A 26,027-nucleotide genomic window follows, 5' to 3' on the forward strand; every position below is an offset into this window, starting at 1 on the left:
CCATCTCTTGTCATAACGTGGCGATTGCCGTGTTACTTCTCTTCCAACTCGATGTTGATACCCAACGAGCGGATTTCTTTAAGTAATACGTTGAATGACTCTGGCATGCCAGGTTCCATTCTGTGGTCACCATCGACGATGTTCTTGTACATCTTAGTACGGCCGTTAACATCATCCGACTTAACAGTAAGCATTTCCTGAAGGGTATATGCTGCACCGTAAGCTTCAAGGGCCCACACTTCCATCTCTCCGAAGCGCTGACCACCGAACTGAGCTTTACCACCCAGCGGCTGTTGTGTAACAAGGCTGTACGAACCAGTTGAACGAGCGTGCATTTTGTCGTCAACCAAGTGGTTCAGTTTCAGCATGTACATGTAACCAACCGTAACAGGACGCTCAAACTCGCGACCAGTACGACCGTCGAACAACGAAATCTGACCGCTTTCAGGAATGTCAGCTAACTTCAACATTTCCTTAATTTCAGATTCACGTGCACCGTCGAATACAGGTGTTGCAATTGGAACACCCTTACGTAGGTTGTTTGCAAGACGTGTAATTTCGTGGTCGGTGAAGTTATCGATGTCCACTTCTTGGTGATTTTCGCCAAGCTCATAAATTTCTTTCAAGAAATTACGAAGCTTCTGCATCTCTTCATGCTCTTTTAGCATGCGATCGATTTTCACACCAAGACCGTGAGCAGCCATACCCATATGTGTTTCTAGGATCTGACCGATGTTCATCCGCGATGGTACACCTAGTGGGTTCAATACGATGTCTACCGGCGTACCGTTAGCATCATATGGCATGTCTTCCACAGGCTGAATCGTTGAAATTACACCTTTGTTACCGTGACGACCGGCCATTTTATCACCAGGCTGGATGTGACGCTTAACAGCTAGGTAAACCTTAACAATCTTAAGGACACCAGGTGCTAGGTCATCGCCTTGTGTGATCTTGCGACGCTTAGTTTCAAACTTCTTATCGAAGTCTTCTTTGATTTCTGCGTGCTGATCAGCAATTTGGTCGATCTCAAGCTGTACGTCTTCGTCGTTTAATGCAATTTCAAACCACTTCTCACGCGGTAGGCTGTCAAGCTTAGCTTGTTCAACACCAGAGCGTAATAATGCGTTTTGTGCACGAGCAAAGATACCGTCTGCAAGAATTTCAAATTCGTCAGTAAGGTCTTTCTTAACCTGACGAAGTTGCATGTCTTCAATTTCAAGCGCACGTTTGTCTTTCTCTACGCCGTCACGGGTAAAGACTTGAACGTCGATAACCGTACCGTGAACAGAGTTAGGCACACGTAGTGACGTATCTTTTACGTCAGACGCTTTTTCACCGAAGATTGCTCTTAATAGTTTTTCTTCTGGCGTAAGTTGAGTTTCACCTTTAGGTGTTACTTTACCTACCAGAATGTCGCCGCCTTTCACTTCCGCACCAATGTAAACAACACCTGATTCATCAAGTTTGCTTAGTGCAGATTCGCCAACATTCGGAATATCAGAAGAAATCTCTTCTGGCCCAAGCTTAGTATCACGAGCAATACAGCTTAGTTCTTGAATGTGGATAGTGGTGAAACGGTCTTCCTGAGCTACACGCTCAGAGATAAGGATTGAATCCTCGAAGTTATAACCGTTCCAAGGCATGAACGCGATACGCATGTTCTGACCAAGCGCAAGATCGCCCAAGTCAGTAGATGGACCGTCAGCCAATACATCGCCAGCAACAATCGGGTCGCCTACACTACAAGTAGGACGCTGATTGATACAGGTGTTCTGGTTAGAACGTGTGTATTTAGTCAGGTTGTAGATGTCGATACCTGCTTCACCAGGAAGCATTTCATCTTCTTCTACTTTTATAACGATACGGCTAGCGTCAACATAGTCAACTCTACCACCACGCTTAGCAACTACAGTAACACCTGAGTCAACAGCAATGGTTCTTTCCATACCGGTACCAACAAGCGGCTTATCAGCACGTAATGTAGGTACAGCCTGACGTTGCATGTTCGCACCCATCAATGCGCGGTTAGCATCATCGTGTTCTAGGAACGGAATGATACTCGCAGCGATTGAAACGATTTGCTGTGGAGAAACGTCCATGTACTTGATGTCTTCTTTCGGCATCAAGGTGGTTTCACCACGGTGACGACATGGAATAAGGTCGTCTACTAGCTCACCGTTTGCGGTTAAAACAATGTTTGCCTGTGCAATTGCGAATTGACCTTCTTCAATTGCAGACAAGTAATCGATTTCTTCACTTACCACACCATCAACAATGCGACGGAACGGCGTTTCAAGGAAACCAAAGTCATTGGTACGCGCGAAGCTTGCCAATGAGTTGATCAAACCGATGTTTGGACCTTCAGGCGTCTCGATAGGACACAGACGACCGTAGTGCGTAGGGTGTACGTCACGTACTTCGAAGCCTGCACGCTCACGCGTAAGACCGCCCGGGCCTAATGCAGAAATACGACGCTTATGCGTTACTTCTGATAACGGGTTGTTTTGGTCCATGAACTGAGAAAGCTGTGATGAACCGAAGAACTCTTTAACCGCAGCCGAAATAGGCTTAGCGTTAATAAGGTCTTGCGGCATAATGCTATCAAGGTCGCCTAAGCTTAGACGCTCTTTAACAGCACGCTCAACACGTACTAAACCAACACGGAATTGGTTTTCAGCCATTTCACCCACAGAACGGATACGGCGGTTACCCAAGTGGTCGATATCGTCCACTTCATCTTTACCGTCACGAATCTCGATAAGTTGCTTCATTACTGAAACAATATCGTCTTTATCTAGGGTGCCTGAACCAATCAATTCTTCACGGCCTAAACGGCGGTTGAACTTCATACGACCTACAGAAGATAGGTCATAACGCTCATCTGAGAAGAAAAGGTTTTGGAATAAGGTTTCTGCTGCGTCTTTTGTTGGTGGCTCACCAGGACGCATCATGCGGTAAATTTCAACAAGCGCTTCTAGGCGGTTTGTTGAAGAGTCGATACGCAATGTGTCAGAAATGTATGAACCATGGTCCAATTCATTAATGTACAAAGTTTCGAACTCTTTAATACCAGCTTGGCTTAGTGCCGCTAAGTTCTCAAGCGTTAACTCTTCGTTAGCGCTAACGATAACTTCGCCAGTATCTTCATTTACGTATGTTGCCGCGAATACGCGACCAATTAGGTAATCTGCTGGAACTTCAAGTTCAGATAAACCCGCTTTTTCAAGCGCACGGGTATGACGTGCAGATACACGACGACCGGTTTCAACAACAACATTACCTTCACCGTCAATGATATCAAATGCTGCGGTTTCGCCACGAAGACGATCTGGCACCACTTCCATCATTAACTTGTCTTTATCGATACGTACACTGACTTTCTCGAAGAACGTATCCAAGATTTCTTCTGATGTCATTTCAAGCGCGCGTAAGATGATTGTTGCTGGCAACTTACGACGACGATCAATACGAACAAACAGGTTATCTTTTGGATCGAACTCGAAGTCAAGCCAAGAACCACGGTAAGGAATTACACGTGCATTATAAAGCACTTTACCTGACGAGTGAGTTTTGCCTTTATCGTGATCGAAGAACACACCAGGTGAACGGTGTAGCTGTGACACGATAACACGCTCTGTACCATTGATAACGAACGTACCGTTCTGAGTCATCAATGGGATTTCGCCCATGTACACTTCTTGTTCTTTAATGTCTTTTACGGTACCTGGCGCAGCGTCTTTATCAAACAATACTAACCGTAGTTTTACTCTTAATGGAGCAGAGAATGTGACGCCACGAATTTGACATTCTTTAACGTCGAATACTGGCTCTCCCAAACGGTAGCTAACATATTGAAGCTCCGAGTTACCTGAGTAGCTTTTTATCGGAAAAACGGAACGAAATGCTGCTTCCAAGCCGTATTGAGCATCGGCGTCGATCTCAATAAACTTTTTGAAAGAATCAAGCTGAATTGAAAGAAGGTATGGAATTTCCAATACCTGTGGGCGTTTGCCAAAATCCTTACGGATACGTTTCTTTTCGCTATAAGAGTAAACCATGGGTTCCTCAGCCTGCTGATTTATGACCCAACCTGCTGCATTATGCATCGCGACGAGTGCTTCAAGCTATGAGCTTCGTGTTGAATTGCGCATAAGCAACAAACTTCCACAACCCTTTTTCGGGGCAATTCCACAGCATACAACAAAATTTAACCAATTATTAGTTAACTTGTTGGTTTTATGCTTTTATGTGTAATTTCCGAGGTGCGCATTTAGTAGTGTAGTCAAGGGTTAGAATCTACACACTGTACAGCGCAAAAAGGCTGGTGGTTTAAAAAACCACCAGCCTTGCCGTCTCAGGCAAATAATCTAAACAAATAGATTACTTAACTTCAACTTCAGCGCCAGCTTCAGTTAGCTGTGCTTTAAGTTCTTCAGCTTCTTCTTTGCTTACGCCTTCTTTGATAGCTTTAGGAGCAGATTCAACTACTTCTTTAGCTTCTTTAAGACCTAGGCCAGTCGCTGCGCGAACTGCTTTGATTACTGCAACTTTGTTTGCGCCGAATGAAGTCATTACAACGTCAAACTCAGTCTTTTCTTCAACTGCTGCTGCTTCGCCCGCTGCTGGACCAGCTACAGCTACTGCTGCAGATGCGTCAACACCGAATTTTTCTTCAGCTGCTTCGATAAGCTCAACCAATTCCATAACTGGCATTTCAGCAATCGCGTTTAAGATATCTTCTTTAGTTAGAGCCATGTGGTCTAAACTCCTGGGTTTTTAAAATGTTAAAAAAATCAATATGCCAAAAACGGGAATTACTTCTCGTCTTTGATCGCCGCCAATACGCGCACAAACTTGGTAGGTACTTCGTTGATAGTTCGAACGAATTTCCCAACCGGTGCTTTGAAGGTTGCAAGAAGTTTTGCAAGCGCTTCGTCGCGAGTAGGAAGTGAAGCAACTGCGTCCAATTTATCTGGACCAAGAAGACCACTACCAATAGATAGAGCTGTTACGTTCAACTTATCGTTTTGCTTCGCAAAGTCTTTGAAAAGACGTGCTGCACCACCAGGTGCCTCAACTGAGAAGCCGTAGATAAGAGGACCAGTAAGGGCGCTATCTAAGTCTGCAAATTTACTGTCTGCCAATGCACGCTTAGCTAGAGTGTTACGTATAACCTTAAGGTATACGCCTTGCTCACGAGCTTTTACGCGAAGGTCAGTAAGTTCTGCAACTTCCATCCCACGGTATTCAGCGACGGCAACGGATAGAGCGCGAGACGCAACTTCAGAAACTTCTGCTACGATCTCTTTTTTTGCTGCTAAACCTAGTGCCACTGAGTTCACCTCTTTGTATCTGACTTTGTATACAGTTACCTGTTTACGCCATCAGGGTTCACAGATTGATATCAACATAATTGATGATACCGCTCTACGGTGTTTGTTACCCCAGAGAGTCTGAGTCAAACCACCGTCTGCGCAGGTTGTTGTATTAAGCGATATGTTTAATGTGAAAGTTCTCTTACCTCAATCACCACATCGCACCTGCGGTCTTGGACGGGAGTTGCCAATCAGCACTGCTGTATTGACGACTCCAACCCATTACCTTTACAGAGAAGCCGAGTTGCCCCGGCAGACTATTAAAGACCTACTGAAGCTTTATCTAGAGATACGCCAGCGCCCATAGTGGTGCTTAGGCTGATCTTCTGGATGTAAGTACCTTTGGCAGAAGAAGGCTTAGCTTTCTTCAATGCTTCTAGTAATGCTTCAAGGTTCTCTTGAATTTGGTTTGTTTCGAACGCAATCTTACCAATGCTAGCATGGATGATACCGTTCTTATCGTTACGGTAGCGAACCTGACCAGCTTTAGCGTTCTTAACAGCAGTAGCAACGTCTGGCGTTACTGTACCCGTTTTAGGGTTAGGCATTAGGCCACGTGGACCTAAGATTTGACCTAGTTGACCAACAACACGCATAGCGTCTGGGCTGGCAACAACAACGTCAAAGTTCATTTCGCCTTTCTTCACTTGCTCAGCAAGGTCTTCCATACCAACGATATCAGCACCAGCTTCTTTAGCGGCTTCAGCGTTAGCACCTTGAGTAAATACTGCAACGCGAACGTCTTTACCAGTACCGTTAGGTAGTACAGTAGCACCACGAACGTTTTGGTCAGATTTCTTAGCGTCGATACCAAGATTTACTGCAACATCAACGCTTTCAGCGAATTTAGCTGTCGCTAATTCTTTAAGCAAAGCAACTGCTTCGTTGATTTCGTATTCTTTAGTCGCGTCTGTTTTTTCGCGGATAATGCGAGCGCGTTTAGATAATTTAGCCATTCGATTAGTCCTCTACGTTCAAGCCCATTGAGCGAGCAGAACCCGCGATAGTGCGAACCGCTGCATCTAGGTCAGCTGCAGTTAAGTCTGGTTCTTTAGTTTTGGCGATTTCTTCCAACTGAGCGCGAGTAACAGTACCCACTTTTTCAGTGTTAGGACGGCCAGAACCGCTCTTGATGCCCGCTGCTTTCTTAAGCAGGTAAGACGCAGGAGGAGTCTTCGTTTCGAATGTGAAAGAACGATCTTCATAAACCGTAATTTCTACAGGTACCGGAGCACCTTTCTCAAGGCTATCTGTTTTTGCGTTAAACGCTTTACAGAATTCCATGATGTTCACACCGTGTTGACCTAGTGCAGGACCAACTGGTGGACTTGGGTTAGCAGCGCCTGCTGCAACCTGAAGCTTAATAATACCGCTTACTTTTTTAGCCATTTTAAATGCTCTCTTGTTTGGGTATAGCGCCTTGCAAGTACAGAGATTACCTGCTCAATCGGCTTCCCGTTTCCGTTTAAAAGGGCGCGCATTATATAAGGTGTTCAAATGGTATGCAAGCATAAATGTGACTAAAAAACGATCTCATGGCCAGTTTTATTAAATATTCAGGGTTGTCAAAATTAACTCAGCTTTAGCGTAAGTTGCACCAAGCCTTAATTGTAACAAATAAGGCTTATTTAATACTATGAGAGAACTAATCGAATTAAACAAAGAAGAAGTGTCCCAAGTGTCTGGGGCGTTGTGGGGAGTTGGAGGGGGTGTGGCTTCAGGTGCAATTGTCAACGTACTTTCAGACGCCGAAGATGCAGCAACAACAGATGAATAAAAAAAAGGAACATGCCACTAAATTTCTAGTCTGGATGATTTGCCTTATCATAGTCAACTGCATTTTAAAGCGCGCTTTATATGTCGGATTTTGGGACTCTTTTAGTAGTAGCAAAAAAATATCCCAAAACACGAGCCTAATTCTGCAATTTCTATTTTCATTTTTTGCTTTTTTGAGCATGTTTGTATGGGTGAATTAAAAATCTGTTTTTTACAAAAAAAGAAGTAATGATGTTTTACCTATTACTATCCGAATAATACAAAAGCTCCTCATACAAAAAAGCCCCTATTAAGGGGCTTTTTTATATGAATTTAGAGATAGATAAAAAAGACCTAGCCTTTTTCTACCTGTCCGAATTCTAAATCTACCGGTGTAGAACGACCGAAGATAAGTACCGACACTTTTACGCGGCTCTTTTCGTAGTCTACTTCTTCTACCACACCATTGAAGTCTGCAAATGGACCGTCTGTAACGCGAACCACTTCGCCTGGCTCGAACAATGTCTTCGGCTTAGGCTTATCAACTGACTCTTCAAGACGGTTAAGAATGGCGTCTGCTTCTTTTTGGGTAATTGGCATTGGGCGGTCAGAAGTACCCCCGATGAAACCAAGTACACGAGGAACGCTTTTCACTAAGTGCCAAGATTCTTCGTTCATTGCCATTTCTACCAATACGTAACCTGGGTAGAACTTACGCTCAGATTTACGCTTTTGGCCAGCACGCATTTCCACAACTTCTTCAGTCGGAACTAGAATCTGACCGAAGTGCTCTTCCATGCCGTGCATCTTGATATATTCAAGTAGCGTTTTTTGAACGCGACCTTCGTACTGAGAATATGCTTGTACTACGTACCATCTTTTTTTAATTTCTTCTTCAGACATACGTTATGCTCCTATTCCAGTAATGTATCCAACAACACGAACGATAATGCCGTCTAATCCCCAAAGGATTAATGCCATTACCAACGTAGCCGCTAGTACGATGATAGTAGTTTGGTTTGCTTCTTGACGGGTCGGCCATACTACTTTGCGAACTTCTGTGCGCGACTCTTTAGCAAAGCTAAGGAAAGTGCTGCCTTTAACCGTTGATGCTGCGATGAAGCCAGCAATAACCACTACCACTACTGCGGTAACTGCACGGTATAATACTGAAATTTCACCGAACACTGTGTTGGCCGTAACCAATCCAGCAAGTAGGGCAAATACCACTACCCATTTAAACATGTCCAATGCATTGGACTGATTTTCCGTCTTTTCGCTCATGTCACGATCCTAGCACTACAGCGTCGTTTTGCTCGCGCTAATACGCGAACTTGTAATTTGGCAGGGGTGGAGGGACTCGAACCCCCAACCATCGGTTTTGGAGACCGCTGTTCTACCAATTCGAACTACACCCCTGTGGTGTTTAACTCACAAATTTTACTTACACTACCCTTGGGAATTCAGCGTCATTTCAATGGAAAGTGCGGTATCGCAAGGGAGGGACGCGTATTATACTCAAGATAACAAGCGGCACAAGGTTTTTGTTAACTGGTCCTTTAGCAATCCATTTATTCTAATGTTTTTAGCATTAACAATTTTGCGTGATAGCGAGCTTCATCTTCTTGTGTCCATGCAAACTCACTCGCTTTTATTAACGCGTTTCTTGCTTTTCCAAAATCATTTTGTTTGTAATATGACTCGGCCAGCCCTAAATGCGCATCCTCAAGATAGGGAGCTATCGATAGCGCTTTTTTAAACATATCGTTTGCTCTCCTATACTTGTTCAGTGATAACAACTCCTGCCCTTTCACAATCCAACGATAAGGATTACGATCACCCGACTCTTTTAGTAAACTTTCAATTCGTACAGCCTTTTCGTACTGGTTATTTCGACGTAGCATTAATGCATAGTTACCCAATACATTTAAGTTTTCACTTTCCGCCTGAATAGCAACTTCATATAACCGTACTGAATTTTTGGAGTAACCCATTCGGTTCAATAATACCGCCATTGCGTTTATATTTTCTGGATCAGAAGGTGCGTATTCCATTGATAACGTCATGTTGCCATACGCACTAGCAAACTCCCCTTTCAACATTTCACTAACTGCCAAATTTCTATAGAACATCGCGGTAACAGCTTCTCGGGATATTGGTTCTGCGGCGAAATCACTTTTATCGGGAAAATAATCAACAACAATGGAGCCCCTTCTCAAGACTATAACGTCACCGCTACGCTTCTCTTTTGGTGCTAATAAACGTACCCGTACATGGGAATAGAGTAAGAGGGTATCGTCAACTTTTCGATAAACCGGCGGTGTATTGATAGTTTGAAAGGCAACATCAACGTCAGCAAGGTCGGCTAATGCAGCGGTATAAATAGCTAAGCTCAGGCAGTTACCTGCTAGCCTTTCAGCGGTTTTTTCAGCAGTTAGTGTATTACCATTGTAGCTAAAACTATCCGTTTGTTTTTCGATATATTGATACAGACGTTTATGGGGTTGCACCTCCATGCGTTCAGGTTCATTGAACCAAGAATAGAAGTGTTTTCGCTGCACCTCTGAAAGCTTGTAAACGGGTAGCACTCTTTCCGTGTTTAAGGCTACACCAGAATCAATTGTGTAAAGCTGCTTCCATGCAACCCTGTTGGCAGGCTCCGACGATAGCATTTCGTTACGAATAGACGCATCAACGCTATATTGACTCGTACACCCAGAGAGTATCGTCAAAATAGCGACTAATCTCATTGTAATACCAATACTCATTTCGATGTGCCTCACTGAATTAACCTTTTTATCCATTGTATATATTTTAGGTCAAACAGTGAGCTTTTTTAGTGTTTATTCCACGCCGATAAAGCCGCCTGTTTGATGTGCCCATAACTTGGCGTAAATACCATTGTGTGCAATTAATTCCGCATGTGTCCCCTGCTCTACTATTTGGCCTTTTTCTAACACTAGTAATCGGTCCATTTGCGCTATCGTTGAAAGCCTATGCGCGATAGCCAATACGGTTTTGCCTTCCATCACTTTATCTAGACTTGTTTGAATAGCGGCTTCAGCTTCTGAGTCTAAGGCAGAAGTGGCTTCATCTAAAATTAGTACAGGTGCATCTTTCAATAGCACGCGTGCTATTGCAATACGTTGTCGTTGGCCACCGGACAGCTTCACACCTCGTTCTCCCACATGGGCGTCGTAGCCAGTTCTTCCTTGGCTGTCTGTAAGGGTAAGAATAAACTCATGAGCTTCTGATAGCTTGGCGGCGTTTATCATTTCTTCTTCGCTGGCGTTGGTACGCCCGTAAAGAATGTTGTCACGTACTGACCTGTGCATAAGCGAGGTATCTTGTGTCACCATGCTAATTTTAGCTCGCAAGGTTTCTTGTCCAACTTGGGTTATATCTTGCCCATCAATAATGATGCGCCCCGATTGGGTATCGTAAAACCGCATCAGCAAATTAACTAATGTGGATTTACCCGAACCTGAACGCCCTACCAAACCCACTTTTTCGCCCGGATGAATAGCGAGCTCTAAGCTAGAAAATACGTCGATGGGTTGGTTATCTGCTCCCGCGTAGGCAAAGTCCACGTTATCAAACTTAATACCACCACCCTGCACACTTAGCGCTGTGGCTTTAGGCTTATCTTTCACTGCGATAGGTTGGGCTAGCGTATTCATACCGTCTTGCACCGTGCCTAGGTTTTCAAACAGGCCCGATACTTCCCACATGATCCAATGCGACATTCCATTTAGGCGAAGAGACAAACTAATCGCAATGGCAATATCGCCAGGTGTGGCCAAATTTTCCATCCATAAATACACAGACAGTGCGCCAATGGTAAACACCAATATGGCATTCGACATTTCAACGCAAAACTCTAGTACCGTCACTAAACGCATTTGTGGATAAACAGTTTTTAAGAAGCCATCCATGCTTTCTCTGGCGTAGTCAGCTTCCCGGCGGCTATGAGAAAATAACTTTACGGTCGTGATATTAGTGTAACTATCTACAATTCGACCCGTCATCATAGAGCGCGCGTCGGCCTGCTTTTGTGACACTTCTTTAAGCTTGGGTACCAACATGCGCAAGATGAACATGTACACAAAAAACCACACCACAAGCGGCACCGCTAAGCGCCAATCGGTACTGAAAACCAGTACCACCATAGAAATAAAGTAGACGCTAATGTACACCAGTAAATCGAGGACTTTGGTTACAGTTTCACGGACCGATAGCGCGGTTTGCATGACTTTTGTAGCAACGCGACCCGCAAATTCATCGTGGAAAAAGGTTAAGCTTTGGCCGAGTAAATAGCGGTGGGCTTGCCAGCGAATACGCATGGGGAAATTTCCCATAAGCGACTGACGTGAAAACAATGAACGTAAGAGGATAAAGCCTGGAATCAGCACTAGCACGGTAACGGCCATGCCAATTAAGGTCCATTTTTGCTCGGCTAAAAAAGTTTCTCGGTTTTGTTCTGAAAACCAATCTACTAATTGGCCCAAGAAACCAAACAGCGCCACTTCTAACACCGCAACAATGGCACTTAAAATAGAGACGGTGGCAATAACCCCCCACATTCCTTGGGTGTAGTACTTACAAAAGGCAACAATACCTGTTGGAGGTTGCCCTGGTGGGGCTTTTGGGAAAGGCTGTGTTAATCGTTCAAAAAATGAAAACATGCAACAAAACTCGTGTCGTTCTACATCAACTTCGTTTAATTACGTCATTCTACACGATATGTTCAATGCTCGGGTTTAAAACATCGGCTTACTCATCGTTGTAGCCTAAGTTTGACAAAATACTCTCTACCTTTTCGCTATGCTGCGCTTGCCACTGTTCAAGTGTCATGGCTGCATCTTTTTCACCACGGGCAAAGGCTATATTAAAAGCTTCTTGTGCTTGCGCTTGCGGAATTACCACAATACCTTCTTCGTCAGCCACGATGATGTCACCGGCATTCACTGTTACGCCACCACATTGAATAGGCTGATTAAGGGGCGATATACACTTTTTAGCACCCGGCTTAGGGACTACACCGCGAGCAAAGACAGGGAATTGATTTTCTCGAGTTTCAGCCAAGTCTCTTATGACACCGTCAATAACAAACCCTTTAATACCTCTAGCCTTAGCAATTGCACACACATTACCGCCCGCCACCGCGAATTTATCATCCGCCTCAACCACGATGATATCGCCAGCATTAGCACGATAAATGGCCGCATGAAGCATAAGGTGATCTCCTGCCTCGCATTTTACTGTAAAGGCAGGCCCAGCGATTCGGGGGATCGGTTCCCACAATGGCTTAATTTTATAATCCATAAACTGCTTGCGAGGCAATGCGTCGGCGTACTCGCAAGGTGACACGGTATCGAATTGAATCAATGTTAATTCCTTCAATATTAAGTGAAGTGCAAAGGTGATTTTGCCTGCCCAATGTAGTCAATATATCGAAATTAGACACAGAAGTTGTTACAAGCTATGTATTTTCACTATAAGCGCTTTTTCTAATGGAAGGAGCGTGATAAATATTAACGTAAGAGAATACTGCCTTTCGTGCCTTAATTTTAAGTCTATGATTTATGAAGGCGACGACTTTTTAAAAGCGGTGATTTTAACCATCATACATTTGCCAGCGCTCCACATTGCATTACCAAAAGGCAATAGAGAGCATAAGTCAGTATTCAGCCAACGAGATATGAACTTAACGACACAATTTAATCACGACTTGGTTCACACCAGCTTATAGAAATAGGAATTACAATCAATGTTGAAAAGCGTAGTTAGCTTAAGCGTTGCATTAGCACTCACTGCATGTAGCCCACAAAATACACAACCTGAAAGCCAAGCGCCAACCGCGGTAACGCAACAAAAAGAATTAAAGTCTGGCGTGAACAAAGAAAACATGGATTTAACGGCCGATCCAGGCAACGACTTCTTCCAATACGTGAATGGCACGTGGGTGGATAACCTTGAGATCCCAGCCGATAAATCGAGTTATGGCGCTTTCACCATTTTGCGTGATGAATCTCAAGATCATGTGATGAAGATTATTAAAAGTTCTGCCGAAGGCGACTTTGCAGATGGCACCGATGAACAAAAAGTGGGCGACTTCTATCGTGCTTACATGGATACGGATACGCTTAATGAGTTGGGTATAAGCCCAATTAATGCCGACATCGAAAAAATTGAAGCTATCACAAATTACGATGAATTAGCGGCATACTTTGCCTATGCCATTCGGTACGGCTATGTGACCCCATTCAACGTTGGCCAAAATGCTGATTTCAAATCGCCAGAGTCTTATATGATTTATACATGGCAGTCTGGCCTTGGTCTGCCTGAGCGCGATTACTACTTTAAAGACGACGCCAAATCACAAGAAATTCGCGATGCCTACGTTAAACATATTGAAACTATGTTTACCCTCGCTGAATTTGATGCGCCATCAGATAACGCACAAATGTTGTTTGATATGGAAAGCCGTATTGCCGAGCTTCATATGAAGAAAGAAGAAGTACGTAATTGGGCGGCTAACTACAATAAAGTGCCTGTGTCAGAACTAAGCACTCTTATGCCCAACTTCCCGTGGTCACTTTTTCTTAATGAAATGGAATTGGACGACGTAGACAACATTGTATTTTTACAAACTGATTTCATGAAGCAAATGGATACGTTCATCACTGAAACCTCTTTGGAAGATTGGAAGGTATTCCTAAAATGGGGCTTACTTAATGCCTCAGCCAGCCGTTTAAGTGAAGATTTCGACACCGCTAATTTCAATTTTTACAGCAAAACACTCCGTGGTGTAGAAGAGCCTGAGCCACGTTGGCGCAGGGCTGTTAGCCTTTCTAATGCCCATGTAGGCGAAGTTATTGGTAAAGTTTATGTGAAACAATACTTCCCACCTGAAGCGAAAGAGCGTATGACCGACATGGTGAGTAATCTTTTACTTGCCTACAAGGACAGTATTGAAAAGCTAGATTGGATGACAGATGAAACCCGTGAGCAGGCGTTAGATAAGCTGTCTAAATTCACGGTTAAAATTGGTTACCCCGATACGTGGAAAGACTATTCTCAGCTGGTAGTGAAAGGCAGCGATTTATTTGGCAACTTAAAGCGTTCAGCCGATGTTGCCTACGAAGAAATGCTTAAGAAACAAGGCGGTCCAGTATGGAAGCATGAGTGGGGTATGACGCCTCAAACCGTTAATGCTTACTATAACCCAACGGCGAATGAAATTGTTTTCCCAGCAGCTATACTTCAGCCGCCATTTTTCGATATGAATGCTGAAGACGCGGTAAACTACGGTGGTATTGGTGCCGTTATCGGACACGAAATTGGTCATGGTTTTGATGATGCAGGTTCGACGTTTGATGGCGATGGCGCGTTACGAAACTGGTGGACAGATACTGACCGTCAGGAATTTGAAGCGAGAACGGCGAAACTTGTCGAGCAATTCAATGAATTCGAAGCCCTGCCAGAACTCTTCGTTAATGGTGAATATACCCTGGGTGAAAACATTGGCGACTTGGGCGGCATTAGTATTGCGCTTAAAGCCTATCACTTAACCTTGGAGGGTGAAGAAGCCCCTGTGATTGACGGTTACACTGGCGATCAGCGCGTATTTATTGGTTACGGCCAAGTATGGGCGAGCAAGTATCGTGATGAAGCCTTACGCAACCAAATTCAGACCGACACCCACTCTCCAACCAAATTCCGTACTAACGGTGCACTGCGCAACGTGCCTGAATTTTACGAGGCGTTTGATGTTACCGAGGAAAATGATTTGTATTTACCGCCAGAAGAGCGCGTAAAAATTTGGTAATAGGTATTGGCTAATGTCATTAACGAGGCGACAATTCATTGTCGCCTTTTTTATATCTGCGTTAAATATGCGAATCGCGCTTAAACCGTACGGAAATTGATAGCCTCTATTCGCTAGCCACGTTTATGTGCTTTAAACAGAATGCGTGAGACTTATGAAGGGTTGGCCAATTCAAGCAATACCGCAATGGCTTCGTCGGCTCGGCCAGCCGGAACGAAAATATGGTCATGATAATAACCGGCTACCACATTCGCGCTAATATTAGCCTTCGTAAGTGCAGCGGACATTACTGCGGTCATACCTACTGCATCTAAGCTTGAATGGACATTACATGTAATACACTTAAAGGTGCTATCTACTGCAAAACCTTCGTTACTTGCAAAAGATGATTCCAGAATAAGAGTTGTACCTTCATCTTCTTTATACACCATTAATGCATTGGCCAATTGAGTTGGCGAAACAGCGTACGGCACGCTCACAAATACAAACGCTTCAGCGCTTAGCTCTGGCTGTAGTGTTTGTAATAAAGTATTTAAATCTGTTTCGCCTGACATCTAATCGCCTTTATTTTGCCTATCCAACTCGTGAAATATACTTGCGTAGCTATTGTGCTATGCGCTTAAGCTGTTATAGGTGATATCACCTATAACTTACGTGCTCTCACACGTTTGCCTTTAATCTTGCCTTCGCGGAAGTGATTCATAGCACGCTTTACACTACGCAATTTAACCGCAATAAAGCTTTGGCTATTTTGCACAGCAATTTTACCTACATCATCACCTGGTATGCCTGCATCTTTAGTCAGCGCACCAACTAAGTCACCAGGACGAAGCTTTTGCTTTTTACCCGCACTCAGTGAAATACAGCTAAATTCAGGTTCGATGATGCGGTTTTTATGGAAACGTAAGCCTTGTGCGCCTTTTAGCGGAATATCAGTGCCTTGAAGCACTTCAATTTTACGCAAGAAATGCTCTTCCTCGTCGCCCACTAACGTTATTGCTGTCCCTTCAGCGCCCGCACGAGCAGTACGCCCAATACGGTGAATATGCGTTTCCGGCTCTTCGCTCACGGTGTAGTTGATCACACACGGAATATCATCAATATCAAGCCCACGTGCAGCTACATCGGTAGCAACCAGTACTTGTAGTGCATCACTAGCAAACTGGTTAAGAACTGCCGTACGCTCGTACTGCTCCATTTCGCCCTGTAAACCTGCAGCACTAAAGCCATCTTCAAGTAACGACGCGACCACTTCAGTCACCTGTACCCGGCGGTTACAAAAAACGATAGCTGTTTTAGGCTGAGAATCGGTCAGAATTGCTTTGAGCGTTTGTATTCGTGTGTGCGGAAGTATGTTGTAACCGATTTGAGTAATCGACGGTTTGTTCGACTCATCACTTTCAACCTTACAAATTACAGGTTCGGTTAAATACTGATCGGCAATACGCTCAATTTCTTCTGTATAGGTAGCAGAAAATAGTAAGGTTTGTACGCCCTTCTTCATTGGCGAAAAAATGACTTTCAAGTCATCTTCAAAGCCCATATCTAGCATTCGGTCGGCTTCATCAAGCACGCGTAGACGTACATCTTTAAGCATCAGCCTGCGTTTCTCTACGTGCTCCATTACACGCCCTGGTGTACCCACTACAACATGAGCGCCATGTTTAAGCGACTGAATCTGTGGCCCCATAGGTTGACCGCCGCAGATGGTCATCACTTTAATATTACCAATTTGCTTTGCGGCATTTCTATACTGCACGGCCACTTGGTCTGCCAACTCTCGCGTAGGGCACAATACCAGTACTTGAGTAGCAAATAATGTAGGGTCAATCTTTTCAAGCGCTGGTATTACGAAGCAAAGCGTTTTACCACTGCCTGTTTGCGCTTGCCCGATAACATCGCTTCCCGCTAATGCATGAGGTAAAGACTGTGCTTGAATGGGCGATAAGGTAAAAATACCTTGTGCATCTAACGCTTTTGTAATCGCTGGATTTATTTCCAACTGCTTTATTGTTTCAATTGTCATTTCTGTTTTTTCCAAAGATGCACAACACCATTTTCAATATGGTGGGCAACATTGTGATTATTATGAACGGCTTCACTCCATTGTTGAGAAGTTTGCCTAAATTTCTTACTTTTCTTAATTTTCGCTGACGTGAGTTTAAGCATTTCTACTAACACCAACGACGTATCGAGTTTAGATAATGCCAAGTAGGCTGAAGACACTTTATATGGTGCGACTTGTTTTATATCGTTACACCGTGCCTTATCAACACAACCAAAATCTATAGCACCTTGAGAAGCAAAGATGACATCCACCTTGTTGCTTAAAAGCGCATTTACTATTTCCTTCCAGCTACCGTATGCCACCGTGTGGAAGCCCCGTTCGCTAGCCACCTCAAAACGGTAGTCATTCTTTAACGTACCCACTCGCATTGTTGAAGGAACGGCATCGATAGTGCGGTATGAGCGTTTATCTATACCAAACAAACCGTGCAGATTACGGGATATAGGTGAAATCCAATGAAATACAGGCTCTCTTTCGGCAGTGAGGACGATAGAAAAAACCAATACATTTGGCTTGGAAATCGCTTCTTTCGCGATACGCTGCCAAGGCGCGTAGAGTATGGGAGAAGCAATACCCGCATCATCCAATACATCTCTAACGAAATCTGCGGCAATACCTTCTAACTCGTTATGCTCACCCACTTCACTGAAAAGCGGAACCAAATCTGAAATGATCCACAAATCACTGGCATCAACGTTCAACTCGCCAACAAAACTCAGAATACCGAATGAAAACACATGCTGTGATGCGCCGAGTTTCTCATCCACGCTATGCTGTAATGCTTTATAGTCAGCAGACACTTTATATTCACTCGCCGCTAAGGAAAGAGATTCTGCTAACCCTTTGTTTTCTTCGCTATTCGTTAAGGCTAAGTAGCTTAGACTAACGTTCCCGTTCCCTGCCCCTGTATTATCACTGCACACCGACACCGCTTTTTCGCATGCAAATGCCGCAATGGCAGTTACCCAATAATACTGATTCTCATTTTCTTGGGTTCTTCGCACTCCAGCATATAGACGGGGCGAAGGCACGAGTCCTTCAAACTGACCAGAGACTAACTCCAAGGCTTTTGAATCGGTAGTTGCACCGACAACTGAAGATTCGGGTGAATCAAACTGTGTTTGATAACCCGCTAATAAGGCAATCTCTTGGACTAAACGCTGCTGATAATAACTTAGCCATTCAGACTGCGTACTGGCGTCTTCAACAGAAGACACCTGTATTACCGCGTTTTCTGCCCGAACGACTGAATGCGCTACTGAAGTTATCAATAGCACAAGTAGCATAAGACATTTCGTTAGTCTGGCTAACGAGTTTGGAAAGTATCTTGTAGTTTCCATTGAAGCGTCTGCCCTGCATAGAAAGGCACCATATCGGTACCATCAGCCAACGTGACCTGTTCAGGTACTGTCCACGCTTCTTTTACTAACGTCATTGTTGTGTTGTTTCTTGGTAGTCCGTAAAAGTCTGCGCCGTAGTTACTGGCGAACCCTTCTAGCTTGTCTAATGCGCCCAACTGCTCGAAGACTTCTGCATAAAGCTCGATGGCAGACCATGCGCTATAGCAACCGGCACAACCACACGCGTTTTCTTTTTTGTGTTTGGCATGAGGTGCTGAATCGGTACCTAAGAAAAATTTAGTATTGCCGCTGGCTACCACATCTTGCAGAGCTTTTTGATGTGTATTTCGCTTTAATACTGGTAGGCAGTAATTGTGTGGTCGAACGCCACCAACCAGTAAATCATTGCGATTTAACAATAAATGCTGTGGCGTAATTGTCGCGCCCACGTTGGCGCTAGCATCTACCACAAAAGCTGCTGCGTCTGCGGTAGTAATATGCTCAAACACTACTTTTAAGTTCGGAAAAGCCGCCACGATAGGTGACAAATGCGTATCGATGAACACTTTTTCACGGTCGAAGATATCAATATGCGATTCGGTAACTTCACCATGGATAAGTAGTAATAGCCCGTGAGCCTCCATGGCTTCAAAAACAGGGTATAACGCCTCGATACCTTTTACAGCAGCATCTGAATTGGTGGTTGCGCCAGCTGGGTATAGCTTGCACGCTGTTACGCCAGCGGCCTTCGCATCAGCAATATCTTGTACTGATGTGGTGTTAGTCAAAAAGAGAGTCATTAGAGGTTCAAAGCTGCTACCCGTAGGACGAGCCGCTTCTATCCGCTGTTTGTAAGCTACCGCCATACTTGCATTCACCACAGGTGGAACCAAGTTAGGCATTACGATGGCGCGCTGAAAACAACGGGCTGTAGCGGGAACAGTTTCTGCTAACATTTCGTTGTCACGAAAATGTAAGTGCCAATCATCGGGGGTTCTAATCGTTAGCGTTTGCATAACCGAAAGCTCTCTTCTTTAAGACCAATTAAGATTTTTTTGTATATGCCGCAATAATAACAATGCGGGTACCATTCACTTTACCTTCAATATGCAAAGGGTTATCGCTTAGGCTAATGCCTCTTACTGGTGTGCCGCGCTTCGCTGTGAAGTTAGCCCCTTTCACAGTAAGGTCTTTAACTAGGTGCACATTATCGCCAGCTTGCAGCGCAGTACCGTTACAATCAAGCGTAGCTTCCTGCTCGATAAGTCCCGCTTCAGCCCACTGCTTAACATCGTCTTCTAAATAGGCCATGTCTAACAAATCTTGTGCCCAGCTTTCGCCGCTTATTTTATTAAGCATACGATAAGCCACCACTTGAACGGCGGGTGTGGGTGACCACATGGCGTCGTTAAGACAACGCCAGTGGTTGGTGTCTATGTCGGCTTCACTGTTAAGTTGCATGCGGCAGGTTTGGCAAGTAAGTACCGCGCAGCCAGCAGTTTCGTCTGGCGACTCAGGTACCATGTAAACGTCTAAATTTTCGGTGTTCTTACACAACTCGCAAGCGTTATCCGCTCGATTGAAAACAGCTTCTTGAAGCACGGCAAATGTCCCTACAATATTTTGCCGCAAAGTATACCACAATTCGGCTAAATAGGGGCTGGCAAAAACGCCTGCTAAACATGGTTAAGGCGTGTCGTGAGACACCCAAATCAATTTACTGGTATCGTAGCCGCTTTGTGTAGTTTGGGCTAAAAGGGCGTCGATAGTTTCTTGAGGTAAGGATTTTTCTCTTGCTAAGATCCACAAATAATCTCTATCAGGCCCTGTTATCATGGCATATTGATAGTCTTCTTTGTCTAATGCCATCACCACATAACTGGCATAGAAAGGACCAAAGAATGATACTTTTAAATGCGCAGTATCGGCAGTCGATACAAAATAAGCTTTACCTTCGGCCTCATCCCACTTTGCTTCTTCTTGCGAGTAACCTCGGTTGATAACCTTTACGCCACCATCGTCACGCATAGCGTAGGTAGCCGTAACATTGGATAGCCCCTCTTCAAAACTGTGATCGTAGCGCGCTACCTCGTACCACTGCCCTAAATAACGGTCTAACTCAAATCCTTCCACCGGCTTGACGCCATCTGGTACTGAAGTACATCCCACCAAAGTAAATAACATGGCCACACTGAACCATTTTTTACTATGCTGGCTAAACAATCGGCGAAAAATACCTTCATACGTATTCAATGTGTTAAACATCGACTAATCCCCTAGCTTCATCTATATATGGCTTACTTTAACAAAATAGCACGTTATCGTGACTGCCAACGCAGTTGCACATTTATTTGGAGTATAAGATGCAAAACTATTTCCCAGACGCAAGCAGACTTGTTTATGGCTGCATGGGCCTTGGTGGTGGCTGGAACAACGAATCAGCAACGAAAGAACATGTGTTACAAGCACACCAGGTAATAGAACAAGCATTGGCTCTTGATATTAATGTGTTCGATCATGCGGACATCTATACCTTTGGCAAAGCTGAAACCGTGTTTGGTAAGGTTCTAAAAGAAAACCCTTCGCTGAAAGAGCGCATGATTTTGCAATCTAAGTGTGCCATACGGTTCGAAGATGATTTAGGACCAAAGCGCTACGATTTCTCTGCAAAATGGATTGAATCATCGGTAGAAGGTATCTTGCAGCGTTTGAACATAGAGCAACTTGATATTTTATTGCTTCATCGCCCCGATCCCTTAATGGAGCTGGATGAAGTGGCTACCACGCTCTCTTCCTTACAACAACAAGGCAAGATAAAGCACGTGGGTGTATCAAACATGCATGGGCATCAAATGGCGTACCTACAATCGGCGCTTTCTAGCCCAATTGTGGCAAATCAGTTGGAGATGAGCTTAGCGTTTCGAGACTGGTTAGAAGACGGTGTTACCACCAATAGCCCGGCAAACCGTAACTCTGGTTATGCCCCAGGTACCCTTGAGTATTGCATGATGAACAAGGTGCAACTTCAAGCTTGGGGCAGCTTGGCACAAGGCAAGTATACGGGTGCCAGTACCCACAACGATACTGATGCTGCCACGGCTGGGCTGGTTAATTCTCTGGCCGCTGAATACCAGACTAGTCCTGAAGCTATCGTATTGGCTTGGTTAATGCGTCATCCTGCCAATATTCAGCCCGTACTAGGTACCATCAATATTGAACGTATAAAGGCCTGCCATAAAGCGTTAAAGGTTCACCTTAGCCGTGAACATTGGTACTTGTTGTTAGAAACTGCACGTGGCCAGGAAATGCCATAAGGCAGGGTGTGTGTCACATTCTGGTTTCATGTTTTAACGGAGCTTATTTATGTTAAAAGGAATTCATCACGTAGCGCTAATTTGTAGCGACTACCCGGTGTCTAAACATTTTTATACTGACATTCTTGGTCTTAGCGTTATTGCGGAAAATTATCGCGAAGCGAGAAAGTCATACAAGTGCGATTTGGCATTACCCGATGGCGGACAACTTGAACTGTTTTCATTTCCTGGTGCGCCAGAGAGGCCCTCAAGGCCCGAGGCGCAAGGGTTGCGTCACTTGGCGTTCAGGGTAGATGACATTGATGAGGTGATTGCGCATTTAACTGCAAATAAGGTGGAGTGCGAGCCCATTCGTGTAGATGAATACACAGGGAAACGGTTTACCTTTTTCGCAGACCCCGACGGTTTACCGCTTGAGCTCTATGAAATGTAGTTTTGTATGAACAGTTCAAATGCATCGTCTTTCGTGCATATCTTAATGTAACAGCGTACCGTTCAACTTAATCGTTTGCGCTTTCTACAGATTTTCGCTGAAGTCATCGAACTCATACCGTGTTTGCTTTCATCACGCTGTTTGCTTACCGAGTTTAAATGCACTTCTGCGACTTATTTCAAAAGATTGCCCCATCCTAAATAGCGTTGCGTTATGCCCAGCGAAGCAAGAATCTCTCTCGCTTCGTTTCAATGACTTTAGCTAGAGCGATAATCGCCCATTCAGCCCCTATTATTATTGGCAGCCAGTAACGGAAAATCTATTTTCTGTTACTCCGCCGCAACTTAGCGTGATTTTGGCGTATTGCACAGGCAACCTAATAATTTGCGACTATACTTTAGGTAGAGTAATCGATTTGCTCAAACGCGTCGTATCACTCTGCAACTATACGCTGTTATTCAACACTGAAGCTTAAAATATGCAGTCACCATATGGATATGGGTGAAGCTTAAAAGGACAATATATGAAGACCGAAACACCTCTAGAATACATGTGCCCCTATTGTGGCGCTTTCAATGAATTTTCTGAAGACACCATTCGCGATATGTATCAAGAGCAGGTTGAAACTTGTGGGTGTTGCAAAAAGAATTTAAGCCTTACCGCAGCAAATGGGGTAGAAGGTCGTATTAACCTTGTCATCAGCGAACTATAATAAAATCCATTCATAATAAAAAACCGCTATAAAAGCGGTTTTTTATTGGCCAAAGCAGTTAGCATTTTTCTTAACTAACTAAAAAATGCTCTTCGCAATTCCACATCAGACAAAAATTTTCCACCTAGCGCAGATGTCTTCGTATACGAATTAGTATCGCGTATACCTCTGGCTTTTACACAGTAATGCGTAGCATTAATGCTTACCGCTACATCTTCGGTAGAGGCTAATGTCTGAATGGCAACAAGCACTTGCTGTGTTAGCCGCTCTTGCACTTGAGGGCGCTGTGCAAAGAAACTCACTAAGCGGTTTAATTTCGATAACCCAATAATAGTATCTTTGGGGATGTAAGAAACGGTAGCGAGACCATCAATAGTCACAAAGTGATGTTCGCATGTGCTCGTTAAACTAATATCAGACACTTGAACAGGCTGATCAAGACGCATCTTATTTTCGATTTGGGTTATTTTAGGAAAATTACGATAATCTAAACCACCAAACACTTCGTTCACGTACATTTTCGCAATACGGGTTGGCGTGTCGTGCAAACTATCATCGTTAAGATCGAGCCCAAGCGTATTCATCACATCACGCATTGCAATTTCAATCTTCTGACGCTTTTGCTCGTCGGACAAACCGTTCGCCACCATAGGTGTTTCCAGCCCTTTTTCTTCAAGCGCTGCTCTAACACGTTGTGCCGATTCAGAAATTGATGGCTCTAGTGCGTCACGCACAATGACCGCTTCTTTTGCTAACATTAACCCTATCCGTAAATACTTCTTTACCCTTAAACGTAATCGACACGATTAAGGCTAACTTGATACCAAGATGCAAATGACAATACCGCCTGAAAGCCAACGCAAGACTACTGAATAGCATGATTACGGCCAAGGCATATAACTACGCTTTGGCAAAGGTTTGGCGACTTCTAATGGTTATATTTTAGCATTCTAGCGGCTATTGATCGAGCAAATGCTGAGATTAGCCTAATCTGAAAATGCTATTAAAGGCATGTTTTATTTTTATTGAGATAAAACGGTCATTAAAGTAAATGAGATCAAAAAATAAACGTTAAATAGCGCTACTACAAATCGCACCTTTTCTAACATGTCATCATTCTAATTGTGACACTGCTCGTGACAAGAAAAGAATTTCATCAAGTTTGCTATTGGTTGGCGTGAGTAGGATAGTTATAATCGATGCATTATTTATTTCTATCGAGAATAAACATGCAAGGTAGTCGTAAACTGGTTCCTGAATGGGAAACCGTTGATGCTGTAATGCTGGCGTGGCCGCATGCAGAAACCGACTGGGCGCCATGGCTAGAAGAAGCCCGTGAAACCTATTTGAACGTGATTGCAGCGGTCAACCGTTATCATGCTGGTGTGATATTGTTATGCGCCCCTGACGATGTTGATAATGTGCAATCGCGTTTAGGCGATCACTCACGTGTACTCATTCTGCCTGCGTCTTATAACGACACTTGGGTGCGTGACTACGGTTTTTTGACCTGTCGTGATTCAGAAGGTTTTGGGGCGCCAGTAGAATTTCGCTTCAATGGTTGGGGTGAAAAGTTTAATGCCAGTGAAGACAATATGGCCAACCAACGCTACCTTGCTTCATTGTGTAAATTGCCCCTTCGAAGCAGTCCAGTAGTAGCTGAGGGTGGCGCGTTAGAAATTGATGACCTAGGCCACTTGCTTAGCACCTCTCAGTGTCTATTAAACCCTAAGCGCAACGGTGATATGACTATCAATGATTACGCTGAAACCTTTAATGACATGTTAGGTTGCAACACGTTTACGGTGCTAGAACATGGTCACCTTGAAGGTGACGATACTGACGGGCATGTAGATACCCTTGTGCGTTTCACGCCCAATAAAGGCTTGGTTATCCAAGCGGCTGATAATCGCAAAACCGACAGTCATTATGCAGGGTTAAGTGCACTTTGCGATGAGTGCGCCAGTGCAATGCCAGAGCACGAACAATATCGATTGCCACTACCTAATATTGTTAACGACGAGGGCGAGCGTTTGCCCGCATCGTACGCCAACTTTTTGATCTGTAATCGTGCGGTGCTCTTACCTATTTATGGGCAACCTGAAGATGAAGCGGCGATTAGCCAAATGCAGCTGGCTTACCCCGACCACATTATTGAGCCTATAGATTGCTCGGTGTTGGTAAAGCAATTTGGCAGTTTGCATTGTATTTCCATGCAGGTACCCACAAATACGTTGAAAGAATCTGTTATTTCCACCTTCTCAAAAGGAGTGTCTGTACATGCAACGAACTAAGCTAAAGATAGGCTTGGTACAACAGTCTGTTGCTGATAACGACAAAGCAACTAACTGGAATAAAAGCGCTGAGCAAGTTGCAAAACTCGCCGCCGAAGGCTGTGAATGTATTTTGCTGCAAGAACTTCATAGCACCCTTTATTTTTGTCAGCAGGAAGATACCGACGCCTTTGATTTAGCCGAACCTATTCCAGGTCCTGCGACAGATTTCTTTGGTGAGCTGGCTGAAAAACACAATATTGTGTTGGTGACATCGCTATTTGAAAAGCGCGGTTCTGGTCTTTATCACAATACCGCAGTGGTATTTGATAGAAGCAAAGAGATTGCCGGTAAATATCGCAAAATGCATATTCCTGACGACCCAGGCTTTTACGAGAAGTTTTACTTCACACCGGGCGACATGGGCTTTACGCCAATTGAAACCAGCGTGGGTAAATTGGGCGTATTAGTTTGCTGGGATCAATGGTATCCAGAAGCGGCACGCTTAATGGCAATGGCGGGGGCTGACTTACTGTTTTATCCTACGGCAATTGGTTGGGATAGCACAGATACCGAAGAAGAACGTAGCCGTCAGCATGGCGCGTGGGAAACCATTCAGCGCTCACATGCGGTAGCAAACTCGGTGCCGGTCATTGTGGCAAACCGCACTGGCTTTGAAGCATCGCCAGTGGCGGGCGACCCAGGCATTCAGTTTTGGGGGCAAAGCTTTATTACGGGCCCGCAAGGTGAAATTCTAGCGAAAGCAGAAGCCGAAGGTGAAACTACCCTTTCGGTAGAGCTAGATTTAACCCGCACTGAAAAAGTAAAACGCATTTGGCCTTATTTCCGTGACCGTCGCATTGATGCTTACGAAGACCTAACTAAGCGCTGGCGCGATTAGGCTAGCGCCTTATGCCCTTGTA

At 44.3% G+C, this 26,027-nt stretch carries 25 protein-coding genes and 1 tRNA gene; 8 read left to right on the forward strand and 18 right to left on the reverse strand.

Annotation, left to right across the window (positions count from 1 at the left end):
• Nucleotides 1-32 precede the first annotated feature (32 nt).
• From rpoB to rplK, 5 genes are all read right to left on the reverse strand, one after another.
• On the reverse strand, nucleotides 33-4,061 hold the full coding sequence (gene rpoB / locus ALT761_RS18340; RefSeq protein ID WP_013786328.1) for a DNA-directed RNA polymerase subunit beta: 4,029 nt from the start codon (nucleotides 4,059-4,061) through the stop codon (nucleotides 33-35).
• Nucleotides 4,062-4,383: 322 nt separating this feature from the next.
• Nucleotides 4,384-4,758, reverse strand: coding sequence for a 50S ribosomal protein L7/L12 (rplL, locus tag ALT761_RS18345; RefSeq protein WP_013786329.1), 375 nt, complete (start codon nucleotides 4,756-4,758; stop codon nucleotides 4,384-4,386).
• Between the two features lie 59 nt (nucleotides 4,759-4,817).
• Nucleotides 4,818-5,336, reverse strand: a complete 519-nt coding sequence (gene rplJ / locus ALT761_RS18350) for a 50S ribosomal protein L10 (protein WP_013786330.1) — start codon at nucleotides 5,334-5,336, stop codon at nucleotides 4,818-4,820.
• A gap of 302 nt (nucleotides 5,337-5,638) precedes the next feature.
• The gene (gene rplA, locus ALT761_RS18355; RefSeq protein WP_013786331.1) at nucleotides 5,639-6,334 is read right to left on the reverse strand and encodes a 50S ribosomal protein L1; all 696 of its coding nucleotides are present in this window, start codon (nucleotides 6,332-6,334) and stop codon (nucleotides 5,639-5,641) included.
• A 4-nt stretch (nucleotides 6,335-6,338) separates the two neighbouring features.
• Entirely contained in the window at nucleotides 6,339-6,767 is a 429-nt protein-coding gene (gene rplK / locus ALT761_RS18360; protein ID WP_013786332.1) for a 50S ribosomal protein L11, read from the reverse strand.
• A 247-nt stretch (nucleotides 6,768-7,014) separates the two neighbouring features.
• Here rplK and ALT761_RS20695 point away from each other — a divergent pair, with 247 nt between their 5' ends.
• Nucleotides 7,015-7,155, forward strand: a complete 141-nt coding sequence (locus tag ALT761_RS20695; protein WP_013786333.1) for a hypothetical protein — start codon at nucleotides 7,015-7,017, stop codon at nucleotides 7,153-7,155.
• Between the two features lie 332 nt (nucleotides 7,156-7,487).
• Here the strand turns inward: ALT761_RS20695 and nusG are convergent, their stop codons facing one another.
• The 6 genes from nusG to ALT761_RS18390 all read right to left on the reverse strand — a co-directional run bounded on the left by nusG (nucleotide 7,488) and on the right by ALT761_RS18390 (nucleotide 12,521).
• Nucleotides 7,488-8,036, reverse strand: coding sequence for a transcription termination/antitermination protein NusG (gene nusG, locus ALT761_RS18365; RefSeq protein WP_013786334.1), 549 nt, complete (start codon nucleotides 8,034-8,036; stop codon nucleotides 7,488-7,490).
• Nucleotides 8,037-8,039: 3 nt separating this feature from the next.
• A complete protein-coding gene (gene secE, locus ALT761_RS18370; RefSeq protein ID WP_057795659.1) occupies nucleotides 8,040-8,417 on the reverse strand; it encodes a preprotein translocase subunit SecE in 378 nt (125 codons plus the stop codon).
• A gap of 58 nt (nucleotides 8,418-8,475) precedes the next feature.
• Nucleotides 8,476-8,552: transfer RNA gene (locus tag ALT761_RS18375), tRNA-Trp, on the reverse strand.
• 152 nt (nucleotides 8,553-8,704) lie between these two features.
• Nucleotides 8,705-9,901 (reverse strand): tetratricopeptide repeat protein, encoded by a 1,197-nt coding sequence (locus tag ALT761_RS18380; RefSeq protein WP_172602917.1) that lies wholly within the window; start codon nucleotides 9,899-9,901, stop codon nucleotides 8,705-8,707.
• A 75-nt stretch (nucleotides 9,902-9,976) separates the two neighbouring features.
• Nucleotides 9,977-11,818, reverse strand: a complete 1,842-nt coding sequence (locus ALT761_RS18385; RefSeq protein ID WP_129740265.1) for an ABC transporter ATP-binding protein — start codon at nucleotides 11,816-11,818, stop codon at nucleotides 9,977-9,979.
• Between the two features lie 88 nt (nucleotides 11,819-11,906).
• Nucleotides 11,907-12,521 (reverse strand): RraA family protein, encoded by a 615-nt coding sequence (locus ALT761_RS18390; RefSeq protein ID WP_129740266.1) that lies wholly within the window; start codon nucleotides 12,519-12,521, stop codon nucleotides 11,907-11,909.
• A 136-nt stretch (nucleotides 12,522-12,657) separates the two neighbouring features.
• Between ALT761_RS18390 and ALT761_RS18395 the strand changes: the two genes are divergently transcribed.
• Nucleotides 12,658-12,885 (forward strand): hypothetical protein, encoded by a 228-nt coding sequence (locus ALT761_RS18395; RefSeq protein WP_129740267.1) that lies wholly within the window; start codon nucleotides 12,658-12,660, stop codon nucleotides 12,883-12,885.
• Between the two features lie 18 nt (nucleotides 12,886-12,903).
• Nucleotides 12,904-14,964 (forward strand): M13 family metallopeptidase, encoded by a 2,061-nt coding sequence (locus tag ALT761_RS18400; RefSeq protein ID WP_129740268.1) that lies wholly within the window; start codon nucleotides 12,904-12,906, stop codon nucleotides 14,962-14,964.
• Nucleotides 14,965-15,116: 152 nt separating this feature from the next.
• Here the strand turns inward: ALT761_RS18400 and ALT761_RS18405 are convergent, their stop codons facing one another.
• The 6 genes from ALT761_RS18405 to ALT761_RS18430 form a co-directional block, all read right to left on the reverse strand.
• On the reverse strand, nucleotides 15,117-15,518 hold the full coding sequence (locus ALT761_RS18405) for an ACT domain-containing protein (RefSeq protein ID WP_129740269.1): 402 nt from the start codon (nucleotides 15,516-15,518) through the stop codon (nucleotides 15,117-15,119).
• Between the two features lie 89 nt (nucleotides 15,519-15,607).
• Nucleotides 15,608-16,990 carry an ATP-dependent RNA helicase DbpA gene (gene dbpA / locus ALT761_RS18410; protein ID WP_129740270.1) on the reverse strand — a complete coding sequence of 461 codons (1,383 nt, stop codon included), beginning with the start codon at nucleotides 16,988-16,990 and terminating at the stop codon, nucleotides 15,608-15,610.
• Nucleotides 16,987-18,318, reverse strand: coding sequence for a substrate-binding periplasmic protein (locus ALT761_RS18415; protein ID WP_232043494.1), 1,332 nt, complete (start codon nucleotides 18,316-18,318; stop codon nucleotides 16,987-16,989). The genes dbpA and ALT761_RS18415 overlap by 4 nt, the downstream gene beginning before the upstream one ends.
• A gap of 20 nt (nucleotides 18,319-18,338) precedes the next feature.
• A complete protein-coding gene (gene pyrC / locus ALT761_RS18420; RefSeq protein ID WP_129740272.1) occupies nucleotides 18,339-19,388 on the reverse strand; it encodes a dihydroorotase in 1,050 nt (349 codons plus the stop codon).
• Nucleotides 19,389-19,416: 28 nt separating this feature from the next.
• Nucleotides 19,417-19,974 (reverse strand): PhnA domain-containing protein, encoded by a 558-nt coding sequence (locus ALT761_RS18425; protein ID WP_013786343.1) that lies wholly within the window; start codon nucleotides 19,972-19,974, stop codon nucleotides 19,417-19,419.
• Nucleotides 19,975-20,058: 84 nt separating this feature from the next.
• Complete coding sequence (locus ALT761_RS18430) at nucleotides 20,059-20,556, reverse strand: lipocalin family protein (RefSeq protein ID WP_129740697.1); 498 nt, start codon at nucleotides 20,554-20,556, stop codon at nucleotides 20,059-20,061.
• Between the two features lie 179 nt (nucleotides 20,557-20,735).
• Here ALT761_RS18430 and ALT761_RS18435 point away from each other — a divergent pair, with 179 nt between their 5' ends.
• The 3 genes from ALT761_RS18435 to ALT761_RS18445 all read left to right on the forward strand — a co-directional run bounded on the left by ALT761_RS18435 (nucleotide 20,736) and on the right by ALT761_RS18445 (nucleotide 22,831).
• The gene (locus ALT761_RS18435) at nucleotides 20,736-21,686 is read left to right on the forward strand and encodes an aldo/keto reductase (RefSeq protein ID WP_129740273.1); all 951 of its coding nucleotides are present in this window, start codon (nucleotides 20,736-20,738) and stop codon (nucleotides 21,684-21,686) included.
• 49 nt (nucleotides 21,687-21,735) lie between these two features.
• Nucleotides 21,736-22,119, forward strand: a complete 384-nt coding sequence (gene gloA2 / locus ALT761_RS18440; RefSeq protein ID WP_129740274.1) for an SMU1112c/YaeR family gloxylase I-like metalloprotein — start codon at nucleotides 21,736-21,738, stop codon at nucleotides 22,117-22,119.
• A 523-nt stretch (nucleotides 22,120-22,642) separates the two neighbouring features.
• On the forward strand, nucleotides 22,643-22,831 hold the full coding sequence (locus ALT761_RS18445) for a CPXCG motif-containing cysteine-rich protein (RefSeq protein WP_129740275.1): 189 nt from the start codon (nucleotides 22,643-22,645) through the stop codon (nucleotides 22,829-22,831).
• Nucleotides 22,832-22,905: 74 nt separating this feature from the next.
• Here ALT761_RS18445 and folE read toward each other — a convergent pair whose 3' ends face one another.
• On the reverse strand, nucleotides 22,906-23,589 hold the full coding sequence (gene folE / locus ALT761_RS18450; protein ID WP_126873286.1) for a GTP cyclohydrolase I FolE: 684 nt from the start codon (nucleotides 23,587-23,589) through the stop codon (nucleotides 22,906-22,908).
• A gap of 471 nt (nucleotides 23,590-24,060) precedes the next feature.
• Between folE and ALT761_RS18455 the strand changes: the two genes are divergently transcribed.
• Nucleotides 24,061-25,125, forward strand: a complete 1,065-nt coding sequence (locus tag ALT761_RS18455; protein ID WP_129740276.1) for an agmatine deiminase family protein — start codon at nucleotides 24,061-24,063, stop codon at nucleotides 25,123-25,125.
• Nucleotides 25,112-26,005 carry a carbon-nitrogen hydrolase gene (locus ALT761_RS18460; protein ID WP_129740277.1) on the forward strand — a complete coding sequence of 298 codons (894 nt, stop codon included), beginning with the start codon at nucleotides 25,112-25,114 and terminating at the stop codon, nucleotides 26,003-26,005. The genes ALT761_RS18455 and ALT761_RS18460 overlap by 14 nt, the downstream gene beginning before the upstream one ends.
• Nucleotides 26,006-26,027 lie beyond the last annotated feature (22 nt).

This window comes from Alteromonas sp. 76-1, from assembly GCF_900654235.1.
Taxonomy (GTDB): Bacteria; Pseudomonadota; Gammaproteobacteria; order Enterobacterales; family Alteromonadaceae; genus Alteromonas; species Alteromonas naphthalenivorans.